At 67.7% G+C, this 12415-nt stretch carries 14 protein-coding genes; 3 read left to right on the top strand and 11 right to left on the bottom strand.

What is annotated here, in order from left to right; translation table 11 throughout:
- Positions 1 to 23 precede the first annotated feature (23 nt).
- From ABQF13_RS02945 to ABQF13_RS02920, 6 genes are all read right to left on the bottom strand, one after another.
- Positions 24 to 935 carry an alpha/beta fold hydrolase gene (locus ABQF13_RS02945; protein ID WP_448391182.1) on the bottom strand — a complete coding sequence of 304 codons (912 nt, stop codon included), beginning with the start codon at positions 933 to 935 and terminating at the stop codon, positions 24 to 26.
- A 46-nt stretch (positions 936 to 981) separates the two neighbouring features.
- Positions 982 to 1620, bottom strand: a complete 639-nt coding sequence (locus tag ABQF13_RS02940; RefSeq protein WP_448391181.1) for a hypothetical protein — start codon at positions 1618 to 1620, stop codon at positions 982 to 984.
- A gap of 13 nt (positions 1621 to 1633) precedes the next feature.
- A complete protein-coding gene (ruvB, locus tag ABQF13_RS02935; RefSeq protein ID WP_448391180.1) occupies positions 1634 to 2698 on the bottom strand; it encodes a Holliday junction branch migration DNA helicase RuvB in 1065 nt (354 codons plus the stop codon).
- On the bottom strand, positions 2695 to 3282 hold the full coding sequence (gene ruvA / locus ABQF13_RS02930; RefSeq protein ID WP_448391179.1) for a Holliday junction branch migration protein RuvA: 588 nt from the start codon (positions 3280 to 3282) through the stop codon (positions 2695 to 2697). The genes ruvB and ruvA overlap by 4 nt, the downstream gene beginning before the upstream one ends.
- On the bottom strand, positions 3279 to 3854 hold the full coding sequence (ruvC, locus tag ABQF13_RS02925; protein WP_448391387.1) for a crossover junction endodeoxyribonuclease RuvC: 576 nt from the start codon (positions 3852 to 3854) through the stop codon (positions 3279 to 3281). Before ruvC ends, ruvA begins: the two co-directional genes overlap by 4 nt.
- A gap of 83 nt (positions 3855 to 3937) precedes the next feature.
- Positions 3938 to 4540, bottom strand: a complete 603-nt coding sequence (locus ABQF13_RS02920) for a TetR/AcrR family transcriptional regulator (protein ID WP_448391178.1) — start codon at positions 4538 to 4540, stop codon at positions 3938 to 3940.
- A 67-nt stretch (positions 4541 to 4607) separates the two neighbouring features.
- Between ABQF13_RS02920 and ABQF13_RS02915 the strand changes: the two genes are divergently transcribed.
- Positions 4608 to 5471, top strand: a complete 864-nt coding sequence (locus tag ABQF13_RS02915) for an alpha/beta fold hydrolase (protein ID WP_448391177.1) — start codon at positions 4608 to 4610, stop codon at positions 5469 to 5471.
- A 59-nt stretch (positions 5472 to 5530) separates the two neighbouring features.
- Here ABQF13_RS02915 and ABQF13_RS02910 read toward each other — a convergent pair whose 3' ends face one another.
- Positions 5531 to 6289: a YebC/PmpR family DNA-binding transcriptional regulator gene (locus ABQF13_RS02910; protein ID WP_448391176.1), complete on the bottom strand. Its 759-nt coding sequence runs from the start codon at positions 6287 to 6289 to the stop codon at positions 5531 to 5533.
- Between the two features lie 32 nt (positions 6290 to 6321).
- Positions 6322 to 6969, bottom strand: a complete 648-nt coding sequence (locus tag ABQF13_RS02905; RefSeq protein ID WP_448391174.1) for a TetR/AcrR family transcriptional regulator — start codon at positions 6967 to 6969, stop codon at positions 6322 to 6324.
- Positions 6970 to 7030: 61 nt separating this feature from the next.
- Here ABQF13_RS02905 and ABQF13_RS02900 point away from each other — a divergent pair, with 61 nt between their 5' ends.
- Together ABQF13_RS02900 and ABQF13_RS02895 are read left to right on the top strand one after the other, a co-directional pair.
- Positions 7031 to 8752 carry a CocE/NonD family hydrolase gene (locus ABQF13_RS02900; protein WP_448391173.1) on the top strand — a complete coding sequence of 574 codons (1722 nt, stop codon included), beginning with the start codon at positions 7031 to 7033 and terminating at the stop codon, positions 8750 to 8752.
- Between the two features lie 45 nt (positions 8753 to 8797).
- The gene (locus ABQF13_RS02895) at positions 8798 to 10009 is read left to right on the top strand and encodes an acyl-CoA dehydrogenase family protein (protein WP_448391172.1); all 1212 of its coding nucleotides are present in this window, start codon (positions 8798 to 8800) and stop codon (positions 10007 to 10009) included.
- 58 nt (positions 10010 to 10067) lie between these two features.
- Here ABQF13_RS02895 and pdxT read toward each other — a convergent pair whose 3' ends face one another.
- From pdxT to pdxS, 3 genes are read right to left on the bottom strand one after another with little or no spacing between them, the layout of a single operon-like run.
- A complete protein-coding gene (gene pdxT, locus ABQF13_RS02890; protein WP_448391171.1) occupies positions 10068 to 10652 on the bottom strand; it encodes a pyridoxal 5'-phosphate synthase glutaminase subunit PdxT in 585 nt (194 codons plus the stop codon).
- Entirely contained in the window at positions 10649 to 11488 is an 840-nt protein-coding gene (tesB, locus tag ABQF13_RS02885; protein WP_448391169.1) for an acyl-CoA thioesterase II, read from the bottom strand. The genes pdxT and tesB overlap by 4 nt, the downstream gene beginning before the upstream one ends.
- Positions 11489 to 11497: 9 nt before the next feature.
- A complete protein-coding gene (pdxS, locus tag ABQF13_RS02880) occupies positions 11498 to 12409 on the bottom strand; it encodes a pyridoxal 5'-phosphate synthase lyase subunit PdxS (protein WP_448391168.1) in 912 nt (303 codons plus the stop codon).
- Between the last annotated feature and the right edge of the window lie 6 nt (positions 12410 to 12415).

Genomic DNA, 12415 nt, shown 5'->3' with positions numbered 1-12415 from the left:
CTGACTTCGGTGTCCCGCCCGGGTCACGCACCGGCGCGGACCCGGTCGACGACGCCGATGATGTTGTCGGCGACGAACTTCGGCTCGTAGAGCATCAGGTTGTGGCCGCTGCCGGCAGCGATGACGTTGGTGGTGCCGAGCGCCTCGGCCAATTTGGTGTTGGCTTGGTGGATTTGGGCCAGCGTGTAGTTGTCGGGTGTGAGCGTCTCGGGCGGCACGAACTTACCGGCGCTCAGCACGATCGCCGGAACGCGCGGCAGCGGCGGCGCGGACTCGATTCGGGCGAACGCGTCGCCGCCCAATATGCCCTCTCCGCCGGGTTCGGCCGGCGCCATGATGTCGCGTTCGAATGCGGCGTTCTGCGCGGGGGTGCCGAGGGAGGGCAGGAACTCCGACACCGCGTCGACCATCACGATGCCCGCCACCAACTGCGGGTGTGTCCTCGCCAGCAGGTCGAGCACGAGGCCGCCGTAGGAATGCGCGACGAACACGAACGGCCCCGGCAACTGTGCCGCCCCGAGCAGGGCGAGCACGTCATCGACGTCCTGTTGGACGGTATGAGGTTGCGCCACGTCGGTCGACCGGTCGGCACCATCGGGCCGGGTGTTCGGCCGGTCATAGACACATGTCCGGCTCACCTTTGCGACGCTCGGCTGCACCGCGCCGGTACTGGGCACCAGTTGGGCCTGTGTGATGATGTCGTACGGTGACCGCCGGATCGGATCATCCTGTGGCACAATATAGTTCCACGCTTCTGCGTAGCTGCCCTTGCCGGGGATGACGAACACCGTCGGCGTACCGGCGCCCTGGCAGTCCAGATACAGCGACCGGTGGTCGCCGATGCCGACTGAGCCCGACGGGACGGGATCGGCGGAGCTGTGAGCGCACCCGGCAACGACGAGAACCGCCAGCAGCGCAGCCTGGATTCGCCTCACACAGCGACGCTACAGCGTGACGGCGACGCCCAACAGCACCAGAGCATCACACCCCCACGCTTTCCACTCGCACGACCGGCGGCAGGGCCAGCATGAACACGCCCGTCAGCGCGATCCACGCGGCGGTGGTGTAGGCGGCGGGCAGCCCGATCCAGGTGTGCAGCAGCGCAGGCACGCCGAGCACGGCGAACACCGCTGACCATTTCGGCAGCACGGCGGTTCGCCAGACGACGTAGGCGGTCGCGAAAACCATTGCGGCTGCGCCTAGTTGGCTGTAGTGGTACAGCCATATCGACAGCCCGAGGAACGGCTGCGCGAACTCCGTCACGGTCACGTCGTCGAATTGCACGATCGCCGCTGGCACCGCCACCTCGGCGGCCAGGCCCGCGGCCATCAATGCGAGGAACACCGTGCCGCCGATGATCGCGGTGTACACCGCCCCGGTGGGCCCGGCGGCCGACCGTAGCGTCGCGGTCAGCACCCCCAGGAACAACATGCCGAATATGACGTGCAGCAGCGGCAGGGTGCCGTTGGCGGTGAGAAACGATGCGGCGCTGCCGAAGTAGGTCTGCACGCGGCCGGGATCGTCGGGCGTTTCCGGAGAACCGACGAGGTAGGCGGGCACGATCGCCGCCGCTGACGCGATACCGCACAGCCCGCCGACCCGGATGGTTCCGCTTCCCATCGAAGAACTCCCGCTATTCGAATAGGCCGGGCTGGCCCAAGCCGTTGACGCCACTGGGTGGGGTTATGCCCAGGTGCGTCCACGCCGCCGCGGTGGCCACCCGGCCCCGCGGCGTGCGCGCGATCATCCCGGCGCGTACCAGAAACGGCTCGCACACCTCCTCGACCGTGGCGGCCTCCTCCCCGACCGCGACGGCCAGCGTGGACACCCCGACCGGGCCACCGCCGAAACTCCTTGTCAACGCGGACAGTACGGCCCGGTCGAGTCGGTCCAGGCCGAGCTCGTCAACGTCGTAGACCTCCAGCGCCGCCTTGGCGATATCCCTGGTGATGATGCCGTCGGCTCGCACCTCGGCGTAGTCGCGGACCCGGCGCAGCAGCCGGTTGGCGATGCGCGGGGTGCCGCGGGAGCGGCGGGCGATCTCGGTCCCGGCGTCGGCGCCCAGTTCGATGCCCAGGATGCCCGCGGAACGCTTGAGCACCAGTTCGAGCTCGGCCGGCTCGTAGAAGTCCATGTGCGCGGTGAAGCCGAACCGGTCGCGCAGCGGCCCGGTCAGCGCACCGGAGCGGGTGGTGGCGCCGACGAGCGTGAACGGCGCGACCTCCAACGGAATGGACGTCGCCCCAGGGCCTTTCCCGACGACCACGTCGACGCGGAAGTCTTCCATCGCCAGATACAGCATTTCCTCGGCCGGGCGGGCGATGCGGTGGATCTCGTCAATGAACAACACGTCGTGCTCGACGAGGTTGGACAGCATCGCGGCCAGGTCGCCCGCGCGTTCCAGCGCGGGCCCGGAGGTGACCCGCAGCGACGACCCGAGTTCGGCGGCGATGATCATCGCCAGCGACGTCTTACCCAGTCCGGGCGGACCCGACAGCAGGATGTGATCGGGTGTGCCGCCGCGGTTCTTGGCGCCCTCGATGACCAACTGAAGCTGTTCACGCACCCGGGGTTGGCCGATGAACTCGCCGAGGGAGCGTGGTCGCAGGCTGGCGTCGATGTCGCCTTCTCCGACGGTCAGCGCCGGCGACACCTCGCGGTCGTCGGGATCCTGCTCGGGGTCGTCGAAGCGGCTCACTTCTTACCCAACATGGACAGCGCCGCCCGCAGCGCGGTCGACTGGGTGGCCTCGGGGTCGTTGGCCAGCACCTTGTCGGTGGCCTCCTCGGCCTGTTTGGCCGCAAAGCCAAGGCCGACAAGGGCTTCCACCACCGGGCCGCGCACCGAGTGCCCGTTGAGCGCGGTGTCACCCGACGGGGTGACCGCGCCCATCTTGTCGCGCAGGCTGAGCACCATGAGTTCGGCGGTTTTCTTGCCCACCTTGGGGATTCGCGTCAGCGCCGTGATGTCGCTTTCGGCGATGGCCTGGCGCAGGGTGGGGCCGTCGTACATGGCCAGCGCACCCAGCGCGATGCTCGGCCCGATACCGGAGACCCCGAGCAGCGTGAGAAACAGGTCGCGCGCATTGCCGTCGGGAAAGCCGTACAGCGTCATCGAGTCCTCACGCACGATCATCGCGGTGATCAGCCGGGCCTCGCTGCCGCGGCGCAACGTGGCCAGCGCGGACGGTGTCGCCATCACCTTGTAACCCACCCCGGCCGCCTCGATGACGACGTGGTCGAGCGCGACGTCGAGAACCTCGCCGCGTATGGATGCGATCATCGTGCTGCTTTCACTCTGGCCTGCTGGGTCTTCAACTTCGCCTGGTACTTGCGCTTCTGCTCGGCGGCCAGCGCCTCTGCGGCGGCCATCCGCGCGATCATCGGGGCGCGCCAGCAGTGACAGATCGCCAGCGCCAACGCGTCGGCGGCATCGGCGGGCGTCGGCTTGGTCTGCAGCGCAAGGATTCTGGTGACCATCGCGGTGACCTGCGCCTTATCAGCGTTACCGTTGCCGGTGACCGCGGCCTTGACCTCGCTGGGCGTGTGGAAGTGCACGTCGATGTCGCGTTTGGCCGCGGCCAGCGCGATGACGCCGCCGGCCTGCGCGGTGCCCATCACGGTCGACACGTTGTGCTGGGAGAACACCCGCTCGATCGCGATGACATCAGGGTGGTGGGTGTCCATCCAGTGTTCAACAGCGTCGCTGATGACGAGTAGTCGGTGGTGCAGAGCCTGATCCGACGGGGTGCGTACCACGTCCACATCCAGCGCGATGACCTGCCGGCCCGTACCGCTCTCGATGACCGAGAGGCCACAGCGCGTCAACCCGGGGTCGACACCCATCACCCGCACGGCCGCTCCTTCTGTGAACACCCGTTCGAGAGCTTAACGGGAGAACCCGACACTCTCGGGCAGACACGCTCGGGGCCGGGCCGCTACGAGCGCGCCTCCGCGCGGTCCAACGGCCGCAGTGGCGTGCCGCGGTACTGCGGGGCCAGTGCGCGCCCCGCCGCCAGCAGCGGTTCGGTGCTGCGCAGCGTGCGCGCGAGGATGAACGCGCCTTCCAACGCGCCCACCAGGGCCAGCGTCACGCCGCGGGCCTGCGGTGCGTCCAGACCCCGCCCGACGAAGTAGGCGGTGCCGCCGTCGATCCACGCGTCAAACACCGAGGCTGACGTGGCGCGGAGCTCCTCGACCGTGTCGGCGACCTCGGCGGCGACGGTGCCGACCGGGCACATGTTGGCAAAACCGGTGCCCGCCATGTGCTCGGCGGCCTGCGTGTAGACGGCCTCGATCGCCTCCCCGAGGTCGGTGTGCTCGTCGACGATCGACGGGATGAGCAGCGCGTAGGCGGCCCCGGCATTGATCAGCGCCTCCCGGGCGATCTGCACCTTGCCGCCGCGGAAATGGTGGTACAGCGAGCCGATGGGCGCACCCGCGGCCTCGGCGATGTCCTTCATGCCGACCGCGCCGTAGCCCTTGCGGCGCATCAGCTCGGCGGCCGCCGTCAGAATCGCCTCCCGGGTGGACCTTGCCATTCTCGCCCCCTTCCTACAGACTAGAGTATACGTTCTAGAATCAACGTTCTAATCAGAAGAGGCCGCCATGAGCTCCGTCGACGTCACCGCAGGCACCATCGAGTACCGGCAGGAGGGCGATCCGGACGGCCCGCCGGTGGTGCTGCTGCACGGGGTGTTGTTCAACGACACGCAGTGGGATTTGGCGCTGCCGCTTCTGCCGCGGGGATTTCGTTACCTGCTGCCGGTGCTGCCGCTGGGTGGGCACCGCGTCCCGATGCGCGACGACGCCGACCTGACGATGCCTGGAATGGTCAACATCGTCGCGGACTTCCTCGACGCCCTCGACCTCGCCGACGTCACACTCGTGGTCAGCGACTGGGGTGGGCCGCTGTTTCTCACCGACATGGGCCGCGACAAACGCGTGGCGCGGCTGGTGATCTGCCCGTCGGAGGCGTTCGACAACTTTCCGCCGGGCTTTCCGGGCAAGATGGTCTGGCTGGCCAGCCGCACCACCGGCACGGTGGCACTGGCGCAGCGCCAGCTCAGGATCGGCTGGCTGCGACGGCAGTTCTTCATGCTCGGCCAGATGACGAAAAAGCCTGTGCCCCAGAATATTGCCGAGAACTGGACCAATGCCGCCCTGGCCGACAAGCGCATTCGGCGCGATCTGCTGAAGTACTGCCGCACCAAGTTCGACGACCGGGAGTTGATCCGTGCGACCAACCGGCTCGCGGACTTTGACGGCGACGCCCTGGTGCTGTGGAGCCGCAACCCCGTCATGCCCGTCGCGCACGGCGAGCGGCTGGCCGCGCTGTTACCGAAGGCGCAGTTGCGATATGTCGACGACGCCTACGTGCTCGTCATGCTCGACAACCCCGAAGCCACCGCCGCCGCGCTGGCCACCTTCTTGCTCACCGAAAGGGACAGCCGGGCCGGAAAGTACGAGTAGACCGCGCCAAAACGTCGATCGCGGCGGGGTTGGGGCTATGCGGCGGGGAAAACGCGCAGCTAGTCCTCGTCGTCGAGTTGGGCCGCGACGTCGTCGGGGATGTCGATGTTGGTGTAGACGTCCTGCACGTCGTCGAGGTCCTCGAGCGCGTCGACCAACTTCATGATCTTGCGCGCACCCTCGAGGTCGACGGGCACGGTCACCGACGGCTCGAAACCCGCCTCGGCCGAGTCGTAGTCGATGCCGGCGTCCTGCAACGCGGTGCGCACCGCCACCAGATCGCTGGGCTCGGAGATCACCTGGAAGCTGTCGCCGAGATCGTTGACCTCTTCGGCGCCGGCCTCGAGCACCGCGGTCAGTACGTCGTCTTCGCTGAGCCCGTCCTTGTCTAGCGTCACCACGCCCTTGCGGGAGAACAGATAGGCCACCGAACCGGGATCGGCCATGTTGCCGCCGTTGCGCGTCATCGCCACCCGCACGTCGCCGGCCGCGCGGTTGCGGTTGTCGGTCAGGCACTCGACCAACACAGCGACGCCGTTGGGGCCGTAGCCCTCGTAGGTGATGTTCTGGTACTCCGCGCCGCCGGCTTCCTCACCGGCGCCGCGGCGACGCGCGCGCTCGATGTTGTCGTTGGGCACCGAGTTCTTCTTGGCCTTCTGAATGGCGTCATACAGCGTGGGGTTGCCGGCCGGGTCGCCACCACCGACGCGCGCGGCCACCTCGACGTTCTTGATCAGCTTGGCGAACATCTTGCCGCGGCGGGCGTCGACGATGGCCTTCTTGTGCTTGGTGGTGGCCCACTTGGAATGGCCGCTCATTCAGGTGGTACTCGCTCTCTAAAAAGTCGTACTCAACGTCCGGCCGACGAGTCTACGTGCATCGATGCGATAACCGACGGCGAGCGGATGGGTCCGGAAATGTAATGCTGCAGATTGGGCGCAACCGCAACGACGATCTCCTCCGGGCTCATCGACGCGATCGGCTCAATTTTCCAGATGTAGCGCATCATCGCCAATCCCATGATCTGCGACGAGATCAGGCCGCTGCGCACCTTGCGGTCGCGATCGTCGACGCCCAGCTGCGCTACGCCGATCAGGCTGCTTTCGACGATCCCCCGCAGCTTTTCGCGGGTGCCCTGATCGTGCGCTGCGGTCTGCAGCACCGACCGCAGCACCGGACCGACCTCCTCGTCGGCCCAGGCGCCCAGCATCAGACGCAGCAACGCGGCGCCGAGTTGGTCCACCGGCGTGGTCCACGCTCTGGCGACGTCGTCCAGCCACCCCTGCGGCGGATTTGTCGCCGCGTCGAGCAACCCCTCCTTGGATTTGAAGTAGTGGTAGACCAGCGCGGGATCGACGTCGGCCGCGCGCGCCACCGACCTGATCGTCGTGCCCGCCCAGCCGGTCTCAGCGAACGCTTCGCGCGCCGCGGCCAGGATCCGCGCCGCCAGCACGCCGCGTTCATCGCGCGGACCCGGAGCCGCCGGCTTCTTCGACATGTACCGATTCTAGCTCGTATTTCACGTTGCGTTGAGACTAGTTTCATCGTAGCGTGAAACTATGCCCGCATCGGAACGCGTCCTCAACGGTCCGCAAACCACCGGCCGCACCTACCGCAACTTGAGCCGGCCGCAGTTCGGGATCCGGCGCGACGCCAACGTCGCCGTGTTGATGCGCGACGGCGTCACGCTGCTCGCCGACGTCCACCGCCCCGCCGAGAAGGGCAGGTATCCGGCGCTGGTCGCGGCGTCGCCCTACCCCCGCCAGATGCAGAACCTCGGGGCGCCGGCCGGGTTCATCGAAGCGGGTGCGACGGACTTCTGGGTGCCGCGCGGCTATGTCCACGTGATCGCCAACGTCCGCGGGACGGGCGGGTCCGGTGGAACGTTCGGGTTCTTCGACCCGCAGGAACGCCGCGACATGTTCGACCTCGTCGAGTGGGCGGCCGCGCAGCCGTGGTGTGACGGCAACGTCGGCATGATCGGCATCAGCTACTTCGCGATGACGCAGTTGGAGGCGGCGGTCGAGCGGCCACCGCACCTCAAGGCGATCTTCCCGGTCGCCGCGACGGCCGATCTGTACGAGGGCGCCTCACACCACGGGTTGGCCAGCACGTCGTTCATCACCCCGTTCCTGTCGATGATGGGGCTCACGTCTGACCGCAGCGACGCGTTCTGGCGGCGCAACCCGGTGATCGCGCTGGCGCGCCGGATCCTGGCCAACCCCCGCCTGCACCGCAGGTTCGCCACGATGAACGGCGAGTCGGCGGTCACGATGATGCGCCAGCTGCTCAAGCTGCCGCACAGCCCGCACCCGTGGGACGACCTGTTCCTCCACGTCGTCGTCAAACATCCGCACCGCGACCAGTGGTGGCAGGAGCGCAATCTGCTGCCGCTACTCAAGGACGTCGACATCCCGGTGTATCTGGGCTGCGACTGGGAGAATGTTCCCCTGCATCTGCCTTCGACGTTCACCGCGTGGAACGCGTTGGCGGACAACGCTGATGTGCGCATGGGCATGCTGGGCCAGTTCGGTCTTACCTGGCCGTGGGAGAGCCTGCACCACGAGGCGCTGGCCTGGTACGACCACTGGCTCAAGGGCGCCGACACCGGGATCATGGACGGCCCGCCAGTCCGCTACGTGCTGCCCGGCGCCGACGGCTGGCACACCGCCGAGTCGTGGCCACCGCCCGTCACCTATCGTGCGTTTGCCCTGCGCGCCGACGGCGCACTGTCCGAGGATGACGGCGAACCCGGCGCACGCGACTACCTGGCGCTGGGCGCCGGCCTCAACCGCGCCAGGCCCAGCACGATCGATCCGCCGTCCGCGCTGACGTGGGCCACTGCTCCCCTGCCGGCCGCGCTCGACGTCGTCGGCGACATCGAGTTGCGCCTGACCGCGACTGCCACAGCGTCGGACACCGCATGGCTGGCCACGTTGCAGGACGTCGCGCCCGACGGCGAAGTCACCGACGTGACCGCCGGATGGCTGCGCGCGAGCCTACGGACGGTCGACGACGCGGCAAGCCGTGACGGGGCGCCCGTGCTGCCGTGCACCGACGCCGTCGCGGTGCCCGTCGGACAGGATGTCGAGTACCGAATCCCGTTGGTGCCCAACGCACGTCGCTTCGGCCGCGGGCACCGCATACGCATCGTCTTGACCAGTGACGACCAGGACCCGCAGGCGCCGGCGATCATGAACTTCCGGCATGCCAGCGTCGGCACCAGCAGCCTCAATACGGTTCGGTCCTCATCGCGATTGCTGCTGCCCGTGCTGGTTTGACGGCACAATTTCACATCGAACTTACTCCGCAGTAAGATACCGGCCATGTCGTTCTCGTTGGAACTTTCTCCCGATCTCATCCACGTCCGGGACTGGGTGCATGACTTTGCCGCCGACGTGATCCGACCCGCCGCCGCCGAATGGGACGAGCGGGAAGAGACGCCGTGGCCGATCATCCAGGAGGCCGCCAAGGTCGGCATCTACTCCATGGAGTTCTTCGCCGAGCAGTCGGCCGAGCCGTCCGGGCTGGGGATGCTGACCGCGTTCGAGGAGATGTTCTGGGGCGACGCCGGAATCGCGCTGGCCATCCTGGGCACCGGCCTGGCGGCGGCCTCACTGGCCGCCAACGGCACCCCCGAGCAGGTCGGTGAATGGGTGCCGCAGATGTTCGGCACGGTCAACGAGCCCAAGGTCGCCGCGTTCTGTTCGTCGGAACCCGGCGCCGGGTCCGACGTCGGCGCCATCCTGACCCGTGCCCGCTACGACGAGGCCACCGACGAGTGGGTGCTCAACGGCACCAAGACCTGGGCCACCAACGGCGGCATCGCCGAGGTGCACGTCGTTGTGGCCTCGGTGTACCCCGAACTGGGCACCCGCGGACAGGCCACCTTCATCATCCCTCCCGACACCCCAGGGTTCCGGCAGGGCCAGAAGTTCCTCAAGCACGGCATCCGGGCGTCGCACACCGCCGAGGTGGTGCTCGAGGACGTCCGCATCCCCGGTCGCCTGATCGTCGGCGGACGCGAGAAGTTCGAGGAGCGCATCGCGCACATCCGCGAGGGCAAGAGCGCCAAGAGCCAGGCGGCGCTGGCCACGTTCGAACGCACCCGGCCCACGGTCGGAGCGATGGCCGTCGGCGTCGCGCGCGCCGCCTACGAGTACGCGCTGGACTACGCCCTGCAACGCGAGCAGTTCGGCCGCAAGATCGCCGAATTTCAAGCCATCGCCTTTAAATTGGCCGATATGAAGGCCCGTATCGACGCCGCGCGTCTTCTGGTGTGGCGCGCCGGGTGGATGGCCCGCAACGGCAAGTCGTTCGACAGCGCCGAGGGGTCGATGGCCAAACTCGTCGCCAGCGAAACCGCGGTCTATGTCACCGACGAGGCGATCCAGATCCTCGGCGGCAACGGCTACACCCGCGAGTATCCGGTCGAGCGGATGCACCGCGACGCGAAGATCTTCACGATCTTCGAGGGCACCAGCGAAATTCAGCGCCTGGTGATCGGCCGCGCGGTCACCGGCCTACCACTGCGCTAACAGGTGATTTCGGCGCGCTGACGACCCGTCAGCGGGCATGAGCGCGCCGAAATCCCAGTCAGAGCGCGTCGACGAACAGCTTGTGGATGCGGCGGTCGCCGGTCATCTCGGGATGAAACGCCGTCGCGAACACCCGGCCCTGCCGCACCGCGACGACGTGGCCCGCCGCCTCGGCGAGCACCTGTACGCCCGATCCGACACGTTCCACCCACGGCGCCCGGATGAACACCGCGTGCACCGGCTCATCCAGCCCGTCGAACGCGATGTCACCCTCGAACGAATCGACCTGACGACCGAAAGCGTTGCGCCGCACGGTCATATCGATCGCCTTCAACGGTGTGGCCTCGCGTCCGGCCGCTCCGGCGTCCAGGATCTCCGACGCCAACAGGATCATGCCGGCACACGATCCGTAGGCGGGCATCCCCTCGGCCAGCCGGGCGCGCAGCGGCTCGAGCAGCTCGAGTTCGGCGAGCAAATGGCTCATCGTGGTGGACTCCCCACCCGGGATCACCAGCGCATCCACGCTTTGCAGCTCGCGCAACCGTCGAACCGTCGACGCCTCAGCCCCGGCTTCACGCAGCGCCGCGAGATGCTCCCGGGTGTCGCCCTGCAGCGCCAACACACCGACGTGCGGCGCGCTCATCGCTGGTAGTCGCGCTGGTAGCGGGTCAGGCCCTCCTGCATCACCGCCGCCACCATCTCCCCGTACTGGTTGAAGATCTTGCCCTGGCACAACGAGCGCCCACCCGAGGCCGACGGCGAGGACTGGTCGTAAAGCAGCCACTCGTCGGCCCTGAACGGCCGCATGAACCACATGGCGTGGTCCAGCGACGCGACCTGCAGGTGCCTACGCACCTCGGGGTAGTTCACCTGCGCCGAACCCAGCAGCGTGAGGTCGCTCATGTAGGCCAGCGCGCAGATGTGCAGCACGTGGTCGTCGGGCAGCGGATCGCGGTGCCGAAACCACACCTGCTGCTGGGACGCCTTGCCGGGCAGCAGCGTGAGTTGATCGCGCGGTACCAGCCGCACATCCCACTCCGCGAACTGCGCAAACCCCGCGTCATCGAACGCCCCGCCCTTGGAGATGAAGCTCGGCAGGTCGTCGGGCGGCGGCGCAGTGGGCGCGGTGTCCTGGTGCTCGATACCGCTCTGGTCGGTCTGGAAGGACGCCGACATCGAGAAGATGGTCTCGCCGTGCTGGATGGCGTTGACGCGGCGGGTGACGAACGATCCGCCGTCGCGCAGCCGTTCGACGATGTACACCGACGGGGCGCGGGCGTCACCGGGACGCAGGAAGTATCCGTGCAGCGAGTGCACCTGAAACGATGGGTCCACTGTGCGCACCGCCGACACCAGCGACTGGCCCGCTACATGACCGCCGAAAGTGCGCTGAAAATAACCGGATTCGGGACTGAACACACCGCCGCGGTAGATGTTGACCTCAAGCTGCTCGAGATCAAGTATTTGTTCGATCGCCACGAGACGTATCTACCAGCCGCGATCAGCGAGCCGGTGCGGGGCCGCAACACCCTCCACGTTGAGGCCGACCATCGGCTCCCCCAGCCCTCGCGAGACCTTCGCCAGCACGTCGGGGTCGTCGTAGAAGGTGGTGGCCTTGACGATCGCAGCGGCACGCGCCGCCGGATCGCCGGATTTGAAGATGCCGGAGCCGACGAAGACACCCTCGGCGCCCAGCTGCATCATCATCGCCGCATCGGCCGGGGAGGCGATACCGCCCGCGGTGAACAGCGTCACCGGCAGCTTCCCGGCCCGGGCCACCTCGACCACCAGATCGTAGGGCGCCTGCAATTCCTTTGCCGCAACGTACAACTCGTCTTCAGACATCGACGTCAGACGCCGGATCTCGCCGCCGATCTGACGCATGTGGGTGGTCGCGTTGGACACGTCGCCGGTGCCGGCTTCGCCCTTGGAGCGGATCATCGCCGCCCCCTCGGTGATGCGGCGCAGCGCCTCGCCGAGGTTGGTCGCACCGCACACGAACGGCACGGTGAACTTCCACTTGTCGATGTGGTGAGTGTAGTCGGCCGGTGTGAGCACCTCGGACTCGTCGACGTAGTCGACACCGAGGCTCTGCAGGATCTGCGCTTCGACGAAATGGCCGATGCGGACCTTGGCCATCACCGGGATGGTGACCGCCGAGATGATGCCCTCGATGAGATCAGGATCACTCATCCGGGCGACCCCGCCCTGGGTGCGGATGTCGGCTGGCACGCGTTCCAGGGCCATCACGGCCACTGCGCCCGCCCCCTCGGCGATGCGCGCCTGCTCGGGGGTGACCACGTCCATGATCACGCCGCCCTTGAGCATTTCGGCCATGCCGCGCTTGACTCGTGCGGTTCCGGTCTGCGACACGGACCCCTCGTTGGCCGCGGTTTCCACTGCTAT

The organism is Mycolicibacterium sp. XJ879, assembly GCF_053483935.1.
The sequence above is the reverse complement of the archived record's forward strand: the minus strand, read 5'-3'. Positions and strand labels throughout refer to the sequence as shown.

Excerpts from the sequence above, each read along its gene's own strand:
- ABQF13_RS02895 (WP_448391172.1), top strand. The coding sequence starts at position 8,798 with ATGTCGTTCTCGTTGGAACTTTCTCCCGATCTCATCCACGTCCGGGAC.
- pdxT (WP_448391171.1), bottom strand. The coding sequence starts at position 10,652 with ATGAGCGCGCCGCACGTCGGTGTGTTGGCGCTGCAGGGCGACACCCGG.
- ABQF13_RS02920 (WP_448391178.1), bottom strand. The coding sequence starts at position 4,540 with ATGGCAAGGTCCACCCGGGAGGCGATTCTGACGGCGGCCGCCGAGCTG.
- ABQF13_RS02940 (WP_448391181.1), bottom strand. The coding sequence starts at position 1,620 with ATGGGAAGCGGAACCATCCGGGTCGGCGGGCTGTGCGGTATCGCGTCA.
- ABQF13_RS02910 (WP_448391176.1), bottom strand. The coding sequence starts at position 6,289 with ATGAGCGGCCATTCCAAGTGGGCCACCACCAAGCACAAGAAGGCCATC.
- ABQF13_RS02905 (WP_448391174.1), bottom strand. The coding sequence starts at position 6,969 with ATGTCGAAGAAGCCGGCGGCTCCGGGTCCGCGCGATGAACGCGGCGTG.
- ABQF13_RS02915 (WP_448391177.1), top strand. The coding sequence starts at position 4,608 with ATGAGCTCCGTCGACGTCACCGCAGGCACCATCGAGTACCGGCAGGAG.
- ruvA (WP_448391179.1), bottom strand. The coding sequence starts at position 3,282 with ATGATCGCATCCATACGCGGCGAGGTTCTCGACGTCGCGCTCGACCAC.
- ABQF13_RS02900 (WP_448391173.1), top strand. The coding sequence starts at position 7,031 with ATGCCCGCATCGGAACGCGTCCTCAACGGTCCGCAAACCACCGGCCGC.